The sequence below is a fragment of the Ruegeria sp. H9 genome (genome assembly GCF_056532915.1).
In genome coordinates, this window is the sequence record NZ_JBQFNX010000001.1 from 1,235,344 (window position 1) to 1,249,797 (window position 14,454).

Annotated in this window: 15 protein-coding genes; 4 read left to right on the forward strand and 11 right to left on the reverse strand. The window is 56.5% G+C overall.

Going from position 1 to position 14,454, the window contains the following annotated elements; genetic code table 11:
• Nucleotides 1-4 precede the first annotated feature (4 nt).
• Together ACR0CZ_RS05895 and ACR0CZ_RS05900 are read left to right on the forward strand one after the other, a co-directional pair.
• Nucleotides 5-1,660 (forward strand): alpha-glucosidase, encoded by a 1,656-nt coding sequence (locus ACR0CZ_RS05895; RefSeq protein ID WP_170392557.1) that lies wholly within the window; start codon nt 5-7, stop codon nt 1,658-1,660.
• Between the two features lie 3 nt (nt 1,661-1,663).
• Nucleotides 1,664-2,746 carry a sn-glycerol-3-phosphate ABC transporter ATP-binding protein UgpC gene (locus tag ACR0CZ_RS05900; protein WP_170392556.1) on the forward strand — a complete coding sequence of 361 codons (1,083 nt, stop codon included), beginning with the start codon at nt 1,664-1,666 and terminating at the stop codon, nt 2,744-2,746.
• Here ACR0CZ_RS05900 and ACR0CZ_RS05905 read toward each other — a convergent pair.
• The 4 genes from ACR0CZ_RS05905 to ACR0CZ_RS05920 form a co-directional block, all read right to left on the reverse strand.
• The gene (locus tag ACR0CZ_RS05905; RefSeq protein ID WP_170392928.1) at nt 2,743-3,864 is read right to left on the reverse strand and encodes an aminotransferase; all 1,122 of its coding nucleotides are present in this window, start codon (nt 3,862-3,864) and stop codon (nt 2,743-2,745) included. The genes ACR0CZ_RS05900 and ACR0CZ_RS05905 overlap by 4 nt on opposite strands.
• 107 nt (nt 3,865-3,971) lie before the next feature.
• Complete coding sequence (locus ACR0CZ_RS05910) at nt 3,972-5,078, reverse strand: enolase C-terminal domain-like protein (protein WP_170392555.1); 1,107 nt, start codon at nt 5,076-5,078, stop codon at nt 3,972-3,974.
• Nucleotides 5,079-5,103: 25 nt separating this feature from the next.
• Complete coding sequence (locus tag ACR0CZ_RS05915) at nt 5,104-5,661, reverse strand: dimethylsulfonioproprionate lyase family protein (protein WP_255611786.1); 558 nt, start codon at nt 5,659-5,661, stop codon at nt 5,104-5,106.
• Nucleotides 5,662-5,678: 17 nt separating this feature from the next.
• Nucleotides 5,679-6,761 (reverse strand): alcohol dehydrogenase family protein, encoded by a 1,083-nt coding sequence (locus ACR0CZ_RS05920; RefSeq protein ID WP_480503582.1) that lies wholly within the window; start codon nt 6,759-6,761, stop codon nt 5,679-5,681.
• Nucleotides 6,762-6,891: 130 nt separating this feature from the next.
• Here ACR0CZ_RS05920 and ACR0CZ_RS05925 point away from each other — a divergent pair, with 130 nt between their 5' ends.
• Nucleotides 6,892-7,779: a MurR/RpiR family transcriptional regulator gene (locus ACR0CZ_RS05925; RefSeq protein ID WP_170392553.1), complete on the forward strand. Its 888-nt coding sequence runs from the start codon at nt 6,892-6,894 to the stop codon at nt 7,777-7,779.
• A 28-nt stretch (nt 7,780-7,807) separates the two neighbouring features.
• On the opposite strand, the gene ACR0CZ_RS05930 is transcribed toward ACR0CZ_RS05925, so the two are convergent.
• Together ACR0CZ_RS05930 and ACR0CZ_RS05935 are read right to left on the reverse strand one after the other, a co-directional pair.
• Nucleotides 7,808-8,548 (reverse strand): SDR family oxidoreductase, encoded by a 741-nt coding sequence (locus ACR0CZ_RS05930; RefSeq protein ID WP_170392552.1) that lies wholly within the window; start codon nt 8,546-8,548, stop codon nt 7,808-7,810.
• Nucleotides 8,549-8,585: 37 nt separating this feature from the next.
• Nucleotides 8,586-9,581 (reverse strand): zinc-binding dehydrogenase, encoded by a 996-nt coding sequence (locus ACR0CZ_RS05935; protein WP_170465126.1) that lies wholly within the window; start codon nt 9,579-9,581, stop codon nt 8,586-8,588.
• Nucleotides 9,582-9,672: 91 nt separating this feature from the next.
• Here ACR0CZ_RS05935 and ACR0CZ_RS05940 point away from each other — a divergent pair, with 91 nt between their 5' ends.
• Entirely contained in the window at nt 9,673-10,509 is an 837-nt protein-coding gene (locus tag ACR0CZ_RS05940; RefSeq protein ID WP_170392550.1) for a LysR family transcriptional regulator, read from the forward strand.
• Between the two features lie 3 nt (nt 10,510-10,512).
• Here ACR0CZ_RS05940 and ACR0CZ_RS05945 read toward each other — a convergent pair whose 3' ends face one another.
• The 5 genes from ACR0CZ_RS05945 to ACR0CZ_RS05965 form a co-directional block, all read right to left on the reverse strand.
• Nucleotides 10,513-11,205: an SDR family NAD(P)-dependent oxidoreductase gene (locus tag ACR0CZ_RS05945; protein ID WP_170392549.1), complete on the reverse strand. Its 693-nt coding sequence runs from the start codon at nt 11,203-11,205 to the stop codon at nt 10,513-10,515.
• Nucleotides 11,206-11,316: 111 nt separating this feature from the next.
• Nucleotides 11,317-11,823, reverse strand: a complete 507-nt coding sequence (locus ACR0CZ_RS05950) for a nuclear transport factor 2 family protein (protein WP_170392548.1) — start codon at nt 11,821-11,823, stop codon at nt 11,317-11,319.
• A 53-nt stretch (nt 11,824-11,876) separates the two neighbouring features.
• Nucleotides 11,877-12,371 (reverse strand): nuclear transport factor 2 family protein, encoded by a 495-nt coding sequence (locus ACR0CZ_RS05955; protein ID WP_480439098.1) that lies wholly within the window; start codon nt 12,369-12,371, stop codon nt 11,877-11,879.
• A 58-nt stretch (nt 12,372-12,429) separates the two neighbouring features.
• The gene (locus tag ACR0CZ_RS05960; protein WP_170392547.1) at nt 12,430-13,383 is read right to left on the reverse strand and encodes an alpha/beta hydrolase; all 954 of its coding nucleotides are present in this window, start codon (nt 13,381-13,383) and stop codon (nt 12,430-12,432) included.
• Between the two features lie 113 nt (nt 13,384-13,496).
• Nucleotides 13,497-14,384: a helix-turn-helix domain-containing protein gene (locus ACR0CZ_RS05965; RefSeq protein WP_170392546.1), complete on the reverse strand. Its 888-nt coding sequence runs from the start codon at nt 14,382-14,384 to the stop codon at nt 13,497-13,499.
• Nucleotides 14,385-14,454 lie beyond the last annotated feature (70 nt).

Below are 14,454 nucleotides of genomic sequence, written 5' to 3' on the forward strand. Positions count from 1 at the left end.
TGTGATGAACGTGCAGACCAACGCGACAGCATTCGAAAAAACCAAGTCGGCGTCAGATTGGTGGCGGGGCGGGGTGATCTATCAGATCTATCCGCGCAGCTTTCAGGACAGCAACGGTGACGGGATCGGAGACTTAAAGGGTATCACCCAGCGGCTAGGCTACATTGCCTCGCTAGGGGTTGATGCAATCTGGATTTCGCCGTTCTTCAAATCTCCGATGAAGGATTTCGGTTATGACGTCAGCGACTACCGCGATGTCGATCCAATGTTCGGCACTATGGCGGACTTTAAAGAGTTGTTAGATGAGGCCCATGCACACGGGCTGAAGGTGATGATCGATCTTGTGCTATCCCACACCTCAGATCAGCACCCGTGGTTTGGTGAAAGCCGCACCTGCCGAGATAATCCGAAATCCGATTGGTATGTCTGGGCCGATCCCAAGCCTGACGGGACACCTCCGAATAACTGGTTATCGATTTTTGGCGGTTCGGCTTGGCAGTGGGATGCGCGGCGTTTGCAGTATTATCTGCACAACTTCCTGACTTCGCAGCCAGATTTGAACTTCCATTGCAAGGATGTCCAGGATGCCCTGCTGAATGTGGCGCGCTTCTGGCTGGATATGGGGGTCGACGGCTTCCGTCTGGACACCATCAATTTCTATTTCCACGACGCCCAGCTACGTGACAATCCGGGCCTGCCGATGGATCAGAGGAACTCATCAATTGCGCCGATGGTGAACCCGTATAACCATCAGGATCACCTCTATTCCAAAAGTCAGCCCGAGAATATCGCCTTCCTGGAAAGGCTACGCGCCCTGACTGACGAATACGAGGGCCGCGCCTGTCTGGGTGAGGTCGGCGACGCGCAGCGCGGGCTTGAGATTATGGGCGAATACACCAGCGGCGATAAACGGATGCACATGTGTTATGCTTTCGAGTTCCTCGAAAAGCGGGCTTTGACGGCAGCTTACGCAAAGCAGGTTTTTGACCAGCTTGAGGACAAGGCGGGTGATGCATGGCCATGCTGGGCCTTCTCAAACCACGACGTGCAACGCCATGCTTCGCGTTGGGGTTTGGACGATGCAGCTGTCCGGCAGCACGCCGTTCTGATGATGTGCCTGCGTGGCTCAGCCTGTCTTTATCAGGGTGAGGAACTGGGCCTGCCCGAGGCAGATGTTGCGTTCGAAGATTTGCAAGACCCCTATGGTATTGAATTCTGGCCGGAATTCAAAGGTCGCGATGGCTGCCGTACTCCGATGGTCTGGGCCGCACAGGACGAACAATCCGGGTTCAGCACGAGCCGTCCCTGGTTGCCAGTCAGCGCTGCGCAGGCCGAGCGGGCGGTGGATCGGTTGGAAAAAGATCCAGCGTCGATGCTGCACCACTACCGCCATGCGATTGCATTGCGTCATGCGCACTCTGCGCTGATGTCCGGCGCGCAGACAGGGATGTCACAAATCGGTTCGGTATTAACCTTCACCCGAGAGGATGAAGCCGAGCAGGTCTTCTGCGCCTTCAATCTGGGTGACTGTCCGGTTGGCGTGACCCTGCCAGAAGGTGACTGGCAAGTGATCGGGGAGGAGTTGGGCGGCGTTCGCGGGGAAAGCAACGTGACGCTGGATGCCGCTCAATTCTGTCTATTGGCTCGGGAAAAGAGGTAAACCATGTCGGAACTCAAGCTTACGGATGTGGCCAAATCCTATGGTCCGGTCGATGTTCTGAAACATATCGATCTCGAGATCGAGCAAGGCGAACTGATTGTCTTTGTCGGCCCGTCAGGTTGCGGAAAATCCACTTTGCTGAGGATGATCGCGGGCCTTGAAAAGATCACTGGCGGTACGCTTGAGATCGAAGGGCAGGTGGTGAACGATGTGCCACCTGCGCAACGCGGCATCGCGATGGTGTTCCAGTCCTATGCGCTTTACCCGCATATGACGGTGCGCGAAAACATGGCCTTCGCGCTCAAGATCGCGAAGATGCCGAGCGCTGAGGTTGATGCCGCCGTGGAGCGCGCGGCCCAGATTCTACAGCTTGAACCCCTGCTGGATCGCCTGCCCAAGGCATTGTCTGGTGGACAACGCCAGCGCGTTGCCATCGGTCGTGCCATCGTGCGCGACCCCAAAGTATATTTGTTCGACGAGCCGCTTTCGAACCTCGACGCTGCCCTGCGCGTGGCGACGCGGATCGAGATTGCACGCCTGAAAGAGGCGATGCCCGACAGCACGATGATTTACGTCACCCACGATCAGGTCGAGGCGATGACACTCGCCAGCCGCATTGTGGTTTTGGCCAATAAGGGAGTTGCGCAGGTTGGCACGCCGCTGGAACTCTATGAGACGCCAGATAACGAGTTTGTCGCGCAGTTCATCGGCTCACCAGCAATGAACCTGCTGCCCGGGACTATTACCGCGACAGGAGAGACAACAACCGTCACGCTGGATGATGGCGGCGTGGCAATCTCATCAATCCCGACGGATGCCGCTGACGAAGGCAAAAAGGTCAATATCGGTGTCCGGCCTGAGGACTTAAACATCACTGATGGAACACCAATTTATTCCGGCTTGGTGGATTTCACCGAAGCTTTGGGTGAGGTCACGCTGCTTTACTTTGCAGTCCCGGATGGACGGGAGGCCGTGATTGCAAAACTACCTGGTGTTCAGCGCAATCTGCGAGGAAAAACCGTCTCGGTCACGGCGGCACCCGAAAAGGTGCATCTGTTCCACAACGGTCAGTCGATGAGGCGCTAGTCGAGCTTCGCAAGGAAGGTGGAAACTTTTTCCAGCCCTTCGCGAATGATCGACGGAGTATTGGCGTAACCGATCCGAACACAGCCTTCGAGACCCAAGGCAGAGCCCGGTGTGAACATCACGCCGGTTTCCTGCAGCAGTTTCACGCAGAACTCGCGCGAGGGCATGTCGAAGTTGTAGTGCAACAGCGCGGTTGTTCCGGCCTTGGGTTTGACCCAACTGATTTTGGGCTCGCTTTCGACCCATTCTTCCAGCATGGCGAGGTTGCCGCGCGTAATGGCGTGGCTGCGCGCCAGAACCTTGTCGTGGTTTTCCAGCGCAAGCGCCGCGAAATGGTCGTCGATCATCCCGACCGAGATCGTGTCATAGTCCCGATGGATCGAAACCGCTTCGATCAGTTCTGGGTTGGCCGCAATCCAACCCAGTCGCAGCCCTGCCAGCGAAAACGCCTTGGACATGCCCGCGGTTGAAATGCCTTTCTCATAAAGATCCGCAACCGCATCCGTCATGCCCGAACCTTCTTGCCCGGTACCGCGATAGACTTCATCACACAGCAACCATGCTTCAGCGGAGCGTGCGATTTCGACGATCTCAATCAGGAACGCGCGATCCATCACCGCACCGGTTGGGTTGTTGGGGTTGTTGATGGCAATCAGTTTGGTGCCCGGAGTTACGGCGGCGCGCAGCTCCTCAAGATCGGGCAAATAAGCGTTCTCGGCCCGTAAATGGATCTGCGTCACCTCCGCGCCGATGCTGGCCGGGATGGAATAGTGTTGCTGATAGGTGGGCACGACGGCCACCACCTTGTCGCCGCGCTCGACCAGCGTTTTGTGGACCAGCATGTTGGCACCGATGGTGCCATGGGTGACGATGACATTCTCACGCTTTTGCTGGTCATATAGGCTACAAATCGCATCGCGCAGCCGGTCCGAGCCCCGGATCGCGCCATAGGTCATTTTCATCCCCAACAATTCAGACAGATCATCCGAGTTTTTGACGGAAAGCTTCAAAAGCTCGGCGATACTCAGGCTCTCGACGCAAGTCTCTGCAAGGTTATAGGCGCAGCGGGTTTCCCATTCATCCATCCAGATTTCGACGCCAAAGGGTTCGATCTTCATCGCGCTATCCTGTTCGACTAAGCCATCGCGCATCGTTCCCATGGCGAAGCGGCAAGGTCAACCTCGGCAGATGACCGTCATCGAACTTGCACAAGAGGCGTGTATCGTTACCGGTAGATCGCCACAGGATTACCCAACGCATCTTCATCTGGGTGAACGCCAAGGCCGGGTGTTTCGGGTAGATGCAGGTGGCCGTCCACATTTCTCGGTCCACGCCCACCGGCGATATCGACGGTGATCATGTCCTGACAGGCCCATACAGCATGGCAATTCGCATCCGGTATTGTCGCCGCCAGATGCAGCGCTTCGGTATCCGCCAGCACAGAACCACCGGTTGCCATTACAAACATGTCGATCCCATGCGCCAGCGCGACATCGCGCATTCGGACCGCTTTGGTCAGCCCGCCGACCCGGTTGAGCTTGATGCCAAATATTTCGGCAATGCCATCGCGGGCTATGCGCGTCGCGTCCTGAAGGGTCACAAGGCTTTCATCAACGGAAACAGGCGAAGCATGTTTGCCTGAGATCGCGGCAATGTCATCCAGTGTTTCGCAAGGCTGTTCGATCATGACATTGAGGTCTTCGACCGCACTCATCACGCGTAATGCCTGCTGCCGCGACCAGCCGCGATTGACGTCATAGAGGATGATGTCTTCGGGATTGCGCAGGCTTTCCATGTCACGGATTCGGGCGATATCACGGGCCACATCGCCGCCGATTTTGACGGAATGGGCGATATAGCCGCGCTGCCGGTATCGTTCGATGACGGCGCGGGTTTCTTCGATTGTCTTGGCTCCTACGGAGGATGCGATTGGGCGCGGCGTACGCGACCCTCCCCCCATCAAATCAGCAATCGGAAGACCAGCAACCTGACCGGCTATGTCCCAGCACGCCATGTCAATCGGGCTTTTGGCGTAGAGATGTCCGGGTAGGGCCTGATCCATCGCGCGTTCAACATCTAGAACTCGCCGCGGGTCGAGGCCAAGAACAAACGGTGCCATCGTCTCGATCCCGGCCCGTATGCCGGGGCCGTGGGCGGGTACATAGGTATGCCCCCAGGGCGTGCCTTCGCCCCAACCAACAAGCCCTTTGTCGGTTTCAATCTTGACCAGCGTCGCATCGAGCTTCTCAAACTTCAATCGCCCGCCTGACAGCCAGTATGGATGCTCCAATGGCAGGTCGATTTGAAAGACAGAAATCCCGGTAATTTTCATTTTGGTTTCACCTCGACGCAGTATGTCATGCGGCATCCATCCGAGGCAGATCATCCATTCCATCGCCCCGCCACAAGACAAAGGTCAGGATTGAATGATCGCTTGTCGTCATGGCGTGGCTTTGCCAACTTTCATGCTGGCGGGTCTGGCCCGGCCCGACAAGCTGTGCATTCCCTTCAACCTTAAAACAGGCTTTTCCAGCGAGCGTCAGGTATAGCTCTTCAGCCTGATGGCTGTGCCAGTCATACTGCAGACCTGCGCCCCAATAGGCGACATAACCGCGTAGTTGGGTCGAATGGAAATGCCCGCTGGGTCCGAACAGTTCGTAATACCCGTATCGAGACAAGAAATCCGCACCGACTTCGGATTCGGAATAGGTCAGTTTCCAGTGCGCTTGCTCAGCAGTTGCTGCAATAGCCGTAACCAATGCCTGTGTTTCGGGCGTACCGTTCAGACCAAATTTGCTGACAAGCCGGGTTGCCGGAATCTGTGCGGGCTGTAAGTCCGTTCTGGATAAATCTGTTGGCCAACCCCCAAAACCCGCCAAATCCGGGTGGTTCTGATGCAATCGCCTGGCGGCCATTAAAACATCATCCAACGTCATGGGATCACCACGATGTTTCCGGTGTGTTTCTTCGCGATGAAGGCGGTTTGTGCCTCATGCAATTGGCTTAGAGGGTAGGTTGCGGCCAGGGCCGGTTTTACTTCGCCCGCTTCGATATAACGTACAAGATTTTGCATTACTTCGGGGTCGATGACGGTCGAGCCTGTAAAGGTCAGATCGCGCAAGTAGAACGTCCGCAAATCGAACTCGACCATAGGGCCCGCGATGGCGCCCGAGCAGGTATAGCGTCCGCCGCGTTCAAGAATGCTGATAAGCTGCGGCCAGTATGACCCGCCCACCACGTCGGCAACGACCGTGATCTTTTCGTCTCCCAACGATTTGCGCAAATCATCGGGGGCGCGGGACAGGATGACATCTGGACCCAACAGGGCCACGTCGTCGTGCTTAGCCTCCGACGCCATCGCGATGACCCGCGCATTTCGGCGCTTGGCCAGTTGAACCAGAGCGCCACCGACGCCGCCAGATGCGCCCGGAACAAGAACAGTGTCAGCCGCGGTGACCTTGGCGCGGGTCAGCATGCCTTCGGCGGTTGAGTAGGAACAGGAGAAGGTTGACAGCTCAGCATCCGAAAGTGTTGATTGGATGGCTATCGCGTTGACGGCCGGGATCGTTGTGTATTCGGCAAAGCCGCCATCTCGCTCTGATCCGAAGTAGCCGGTTTTGTCCTTGTTCATCGGATCGGTCGGATCGCGCAACCAGCAATCGGTTATCACACGCTCGCCCAAGCGGATTGAATCCACGCCGTCCCCAACTCCAACAATCTGCCCACAGACATCCGCCCCTTGAATGCGTGGAAAGGCCAGTGGCGCTCCGCCCCAGGTTGGGTCATCAGTGCCGACCTCTTCAAACGCGCCACCGGTGGTCGCATCGCTGACTGTTTTAGAATACCAGCCGGACCTAGTGTTTACGTCGGTATTGTTCAGGCCACAGGCACCAACCTTGATCAGAACTTCGCCCGGTTTGGGAGTGGGGCAGGGCCAGTTTTCGTGCCAGACCATCTGATCCAGATCACCGTGCCCCATGGTGACCATCGCCTTCATTGTCTCGGATTGGGCCATGCGGCAAACTCCGTCGATGCATTTACGGTGACCTCAATCAAACGCGGGAGTGAGCTGAAATACATCGGTCCGGCCCCCTGAGTCGATTTGGTCTCGACACCGTATGCAAACAAAAATACCATCGTCAATCATGAATGGGACAGATGTATCAAATTTAGTTTTGGAACGGCTAGCGGAAGAACTGTCTCAGTTGACACCCGAGGCACGCAAGGCTGCGACCTATGTGCTTGAGAACCCGCGCGACGTGGGTGTATCGACTGTACGCGAAATTGCTGAAGCCGCCAATGTGAAACCCAATACCATTGTCCGAATGGCGCGGCAGGTGGGGTTCGAAGGCTACGAAGATTTCCGGGTTCCCTTCCGCGAGGCGATCCGGCGCGGTCAGGCCGATTTCCCGGAACGCGCGCGTTGGCTGCAGGATATTCGTAAGTCCGGCAATATGGGTGGGCTTTATGCGGATATGGTTCAGGACGCCCTGCGCAATGTCGAGGAGACGTTTGCCAATATCTCGTCCGAACAGCTGAAAGCCGCCGCAGAAGATATCTGGAATTCGCGTAACGTGTTCGTGCTGGGCGTTGGCGTGAACAATTCGAATGCGCGAAACTTTGTTTATCTGGCCTCGACGGGCATGGTGCAGTTTCATGCTATCCCGCGCGCCGGATCAAATCCGATTGACGATCTGGCATGGGCGGACAAACGCGATGTGCTAATTGCGATGACCTGCAAACCTTATCGGAATGAAGTGGTCGAGGCGGTGCAAGTTGCCCGAGAGCAGGGCATGACGGTGGTCGGTCTTTCTGACAGCCCAGCCAGCCCTGTTCTGCGCAATGCACAACACGGGTTCGTCATCTCGGCGGATACGCCGCAATTCTTCCCGTCATCAGTAAGTACTATCGCATTGCTCGAAACGCTTTTGTCCTTCGTCATTGCAGTGGCCAGCGACGAGATCGTCGAAAGAGTGGCGACCTTTCACAAGCGTCGCCATCAGCTAGGCCTATATCACGCGGAAGAGCCCTGATTGGATCAGGCCAATCCGCATTGGCCATTCAGCCACTAACCAGGTGACCTCCATCCACATCCAGCACAGCGCCTGTGAGATAGCCATTTGTCATTGCCATTATCACAGCTTGGGCGATGTCCTCTGCCTCACCAATGCGTCCGACGGGCAGGCTGTTACCAACCTGAGCGAACATGGCCTCGCGAGCCTCATTCGACATTGCCGCGTAAGCCTCGGTCGCAACCATTCCAGGGCTGATGCAGTTCACACGCGCACGGTTTGATAGCTCCAATGCCAACCCCTTGGACAGGGCTTCGACCGCCGCGTTCACGGCCCCAAGACCCGTTGCACCGGCAGAGGGTCGGCGGCTGAGGACGCCAGAAAAGAAGGTGATGGAGCCGCCTTCAGTCAAGACAGGCAAGACTTCACGCGCCGCCACATAGGGCCCGATAAATTTAGCCTCGAACATCGCGCGCAGGTCAGTGGTTGGCAATTCGGCGAAGGCCCCACGCGCTGCGCTTGAGGCAGAGATGACCAGATGATCTACTTTTTCAAGGCCGCTGGCCCAGGACTTCATGCCAGTTTCGTTGGTGGTATCGACCGGTGCGATCTGAACTCCGCCTCCGATGTCTGCCGCTGCTGCCTCCAGCTTGGCGAGACTCCGGCTGGCGATGGTAACTTTCGCACCGAGCGCCACCGCCAGCTTTGCGGTGGCCTTACCCATGCCGCTGCTGCCGCCAATGACAACAACGTGTTTGCCGATGAGGGCCGTTTCGAAAACCGAGTTCATTGCTTTGGTTCCTTGCATGTCGTGTCTGTTAAATGAGTCAATCGATGCTGAGCACCAACTTGCCGGTGGTTTCGCCCGCCTCTAGGCGGCGATGCGCTTCCGTAGCCTTGGCGATTGGGTATGTGGTGATCTGAGGACGCAGAATGCCAGTTTCCAACAGCTTGAATACCTTGGTCATGTCCGCGCCGAATGCAGTTGGTCGGTTGGAAAAATACGTGTAAATATCGCTGACCCGCACTGAGACAGATTTCTGGAAGTGTTTCGCCAGATCCTCGGCAAAATCGCCAGCTGGCGGCCCGGCAAGGAATCCGAAGAGCACAGCCGTTCCAAGGGGAGCCAGCGCATCAAGGTCTGATTTCAAGGAGTCACCGGAAACCGGATTCAACGTCAGATCAACACCGCGCCCACTTGTGATCTCTGACACCAGCGTGGCCACGTCCTGAGTACGATAGTCGATGACAAAATCTGCTCCTTGCGCCTGGGCGTATCCGACCTTTTCAGTGCTGACCGAAGCGATCACAGTCATGCCCAGATGCTTGGCGATGTGGAGGGCCATCGTGCCCACTCCGCCTGCAGCCGCATGCACCAGTACGGATCTTCCGCCCGCCGCACCGCCCAGATTGACCAGCATGTGATAGGCCGTCATTGCGTTGACAGGGATTGCTGCTGCGGTTTCAAAGGCGATGGTATCGGCAATTTTGGTTACATAAGGTGCACTTATTACGGAATGCGTACCATAGCCGCCCGCACCAATCGGCCCCATCCATGCGACGCGATCACCCACGGCGAAACCAACGGCATCTTTGCCCGTCGCTTCGACGATTCCGGCACCTTCAACGCCGGGTACATGGGGCAGGTCTGGCATCATGCCCTCTGGCATTTCGCCACGGCGAATAATCGTATCGATAAAATTCACCGCCCCGGCATGATTACGGATCAGGATTTCTCTGGCACCGGGCTGTGCGACAGCTTGGCCAACACTTCGCAGAACTTCGGGCCCGCCAGTTTGGGTGATTTCTATCGCATACGGCATCATGCATCTCCTATTGTTTCGCAGAAGATAGCGGCGGCGCCATTTCGTGATAATAGTTGAATCTAGAAAGTATTATCTCATAAATAGAATTATGATCTACAACGACCTTGGCTTGTTTACTGTTGTCGCCCACCACCTCAGCTTTTCCAAAGCTGCAGATCGTCTTGGTATTCCGCTTAGCAGGATTAGCCGCAGGATTGCCAAGTTAGAGGATCATCTGGGCGCTAAGCTATTCGAGCGCACGACAAGGCAGGTGCGCCTGACCGAAGAGGGGCGCCGTCTTCTGGATCGTTGCCAGGATCCGATTGAAGCGCTTCAGCGTGTTGCGGGTTTTACCGATGACACGCGGCACCACACGATCCGCATTACGGCCCCACCCTTGGCAGCTCGTACAACGATAGGGCCAAAGCTGGTGGATTTCGCGGAACAAAATCCTCAGGTCCAGCTTGAACTGACGACGACTAACATCATGCTGGATTTTTTCGCGGACAATATCGACCTCGCCTTTCGGGTCGGTCCGCTTGCGGACTCCGGTCTTGTTGCCAAGCGGTTATGGTCAGTTCCATATTGTTTTTGCGCAGGGCAGGGCTTCATTCGAGAGCACGGGCTTTCGGGTCCTTTAACGCGACCGAAGTTCCAGACTCTTCCTGCGCTGATGGCGGGTCAACCTTGGGTACTGGAAACGGGAGAGACGGTGAATCCAGCCCACATAGCCCATAATATTGGCGACCTTGATGTCATAGCACAGGCCGCTCGTCGTAATCTTGGGATAGCGATGTTGCCGAAGGATATGGTGGAGGGCGATCTGCGACGACTGGAAGTTGAGAATACTGTCCCGCTGACACGAGACATGTACGCGGTTTATCCCAGCCGTCGTCTGTTGCCCGAGCGTGTCAGGAAACTGATCGATTTCATGGCACCGGGATAAATCCTACCAATCAATTTGCACCCCATCCCGAAAGAAACCACCTGTTGGACCGTTCACGGGCAGTGTTGCAGCCCACACGACGCCCTTAGCCCCTTCGGGAACCGGGCGACCACCCCCGCCCATGTCAGTGGCGACCCAGCCGGGGCACACTGCGTTGACAAGGATGCCTTCGGGTTTCAAATCAGCTGCAGTCTTGATGGTCAGCGCATTGAGCGCTGTTTTCGAGATGCCATATCCAGGAGTGCTGGATGACATGCCTGTCAGCGCTCCTGAGCCGGAAGACACGTTTACAATCCGGGCATCATGACCATTTTGAAGTAAAGGAACGGCCGAAATGGTTGTTGCCCAGGCTCCGAAGAAGTTGGTCTCAAAAGCACGGCGCACGCGCACCAGGTCGGCGCTGAGCGCGTGCTGATCCGTGTCGTAGTCAACGCCTGCATTGTTTACCAGTATGTCGAGATATCCGTATTCGGAGTTGATCTTATCAAAGGCAGCGTTGACCGAGCTCTGATCGGACACGTCCAGTTGCAAGGCCTTAGCTCCATGCCCAATCTCTTCGGCCGTGGCTTGTCCCTTTTGCGGGTCGCGCGATGCTACCAAAACAAATAATCCATGATCGCGGGCCAGTTGTAGGGCGACTTCTTTGCCGATGCCTCGATTGGCTCCGGTCACAAGTGCGATACGTTGTTCGGTCATGAGGTTTCCTTTGAATTTTCGTCAGTTAACCGAAAGCAAAACCTAATAGTGAGATTGCCAACATCGCTCTGGCAAGGCAACCGGCGCGCAACGATGCGGCGTTAACTGATGTCAGTTGGCCCCGGCCCCGCGTTCACCGGCGAGGGCGACGAGACCACGGTCGCCGGTTTCCCAAAGAGCGGTCATTGTCATCGCTGTTACAACCCAGCGGTCACCTGTTTTTTCCAGCACATAGTCATAACGGCCGCCCAATACCCATAGGCCATCGTCAAGCCGGTGGGTAGCGGTGAAATCAGCCTGCGCCGTCGCGGCGGTTTCTGAAACTGAGGTGATTGCGTGGTTGGTCACCATGTGATGCGTGCTGTCGAACCCGGGCAGGAAGGCGGCCCAGCCCGCAACAAGTTCGTCAGCGGGTTGGGTTGCCGGGTCTCCACCCCAAAGGCTGGTGTAGTCAATGGTGACGTGATCGGCGAAGGCATCCCTTACACGGGTCCAATCATGCCGGTCTGCGCCTGCAGCGATATCCGTTAGGGTGCGGGTGATGTCGGTTTGATCGGCCAATGCAGGGCCTCCAATCATTGTTATGGCGGTGAGCATGGCGATGAGGGATCGTTTCATATCCGGGTCCTTTGTCAGAGTTGGACAAACCAACGTACGTTGCTGCGCCTGCTTCATTCATTAGCCAAGCGTTCAGGCACGGGCGCTAAGGTGTATTGCGACCAAAAAAACGTATTCGCCGCATCCTGATCGGCACTGAGATTGGTGGCCTCGACGATCTTGCCGTTCTCGATCCGGTAAACCAGAGCCCAGATGGTATCGACATTCGGCTTACCTTCGGCGTTGGACCAGCCTCGGTGAATATCTACAACATGGGTTTCATCCGCGCCAAAGTAGATCGGGTCAGCCTGAAACCCAGCTGCGCCCAACTGGGCGAAGAAGGCCAAAACTTCATCCCGACCGTTTTTGGTGCCGCTCAGCGGATGGCGGCCGGGAATGTGCCATTGTACGTCCTCGTCCATGACAGCGGCGATTCCATCAAGGTCGTTCGAGCCGTAAGCCGCAAAAAAATTCTGAACCACTTTCATATTGTCTTCGGGGGTATCGGCCATTGCGTTGCCTCCCATAACGGTCGCGACCGCGAGTGCTAGTTGAAGTTTTCGGGTCATTAGGGTCTCCAAGGGAATGAGGCGTCGGATAGCGAGGTCCGACGCCTGATCAGCAGGATCAATTATCCAATCCGGCGCGGAAGTGGTCGGCAACGGCGTCGGCCGCCCGTGTCACGTCCTCGGGGTTGTCGTAGAAATCGAACTGCGTGACATCCTCGAGCCACTGCGCAGTCGCTTCACCGGCAAATCCGGCAAGGAAGGTCTGCACGCCCTGCGGGATCGCTGCGCTTTCAGAGTGAACAATGGTCAGCGGTTTATCCAGACGCTGTGGGTTGTCGGCGGGATGGTAGGTCAGCCAGCCTTCCCAGCCTGCATTGTTCCATTTGTCATCATATTCCGGGATCGCCCCACGGTCCGCCTCATAGTAGTAGCCACCGATCGGCATCAGCACGCCTTCGGCACCTTCTGGACCCGCGGCAGGAATGATCTGGCCCCCGGCGGCTTCGGCAGCCCGCGAGACTTGAAGCAAGCCGGCAACACCTTCTGCGCCGCCGTAGACGGCCTCAACAATTTCGGCGTTCTGCAGCCAGGGAGCAACCAAACCAAGTCGCTGAACCAGCGGGTTGCCCGAGACGGCATCGACCATATAACCCGCTGAGGCGCAGATACCCAGCCCATTGATGTGCTCGGCGTCCACTTCTGGCAGGGTCGCTATGAATTCGATCGCTGCCTTGATGTCCGAGGTCTTGGCTTCGGGGCTTTCGACAAAGCGCGCTTGGTTCGGCAGATCGCCGGATTTACCCCAGCCCCGGAAATCGAAGGTGAAGGCGGCAAATCCGCGTTCGGCCATTTCCCGGGCATAGTTCGCCGGCATCTGTTCTTGTACCGAGGTCCAGGCCCCTGTGACCACGACCGTTGGCAAAGGTGCATCGCCGCGTTCTTCGGGTAGGTACAGTGTGCCGGATAGGGTGGCACCTTCATTCTCAAAGGTGACAATGCGGGTTTCGACCTGTGCGACGGCAGCTGTCGAGGCCATTAAAGCCGCAGCGGTATTCAGAGCGAGGGTTTTCATCGCGATATCTCCCAAAGTCTGTCTGGATGGGCGCAAGCCCGATGACGAAAGAGATACGTTGCCGGAGGTTCACTTGATTGCACCGGACTGCTGTGTTTTTGAATGATCCTGCATCAAGCCATGTTGGCCGCGCGATAAGCCTTGGGGGTTTGTCCCACCACCTGTTTAAAGCTGCGCGTGAAATGAGCCTGATCGGAAAAGCCACATTCCAAAGCGATATCACCCAGAGGACGCTGCTGGTCTTGCATCATCTTCATCGCCTGTTCAATTCGGTAGGCCATGACATATTGCATCGGGGTCGTGCCCAACGTCTCTTTGAACATGCGTGCGAAGTGCGAAGGGCTCATTCCCGCCTCGGTCGCGAGCTGCTCAACGGTTATGGTCTGATCCAGCCGGTTCTGTACAAAGGCCAAAACGCGCTGGTAATGCCGGGATGTGAAGCGGGATGACAGCTGAACATCTTCGATCCGGCGTTTTCCATATTTCTGGAGCAGTTTCACTAGGAATACGCGGCTCATGGCTTCGAACATCACGACCGAAGACATGTCGGTCGATTCCAATGCGTCACGCAGTATAACGCCAGCCGTGCACAGATCAGGGTCCGAGAACTGCGGCAAATCCCGAAATTGCTGCGGGTCAAGCAGCATGCCCAGCTCGGACTGAGCAAAGCGTTCAACCTTAGCCGGGTCCAGCGTGATAACGATGACATCAGACGTCGCGTACCATTGCCAACCCGATCGCATACCAGCCGGAGTGACGATGATTTCATCCTTGTGAAACATGAAATCCCGCAACTCACCATCCCTCCAGTTCCGAACTCTGTGCGGAATGGTCTGGAGATTGAGAAGCACGTGATGCTCTTTGAAAACATCCTCGGGCATCTGATCCGGCTCAGCCCGGAAATACCGAACGGACATCAACCCTGCAGCCGAAGGCCGCTCGATCGCATCGCTGTTTAGTAAAGGTTCCGAGGGGTAAATGTCCGCATATCTCGAAGGCAATCGTCGGCTCCCATAGTGTACCTGGGCAATTCTCGCTGGCGTCGATCGCACACGGTTGAAAACATCCAAC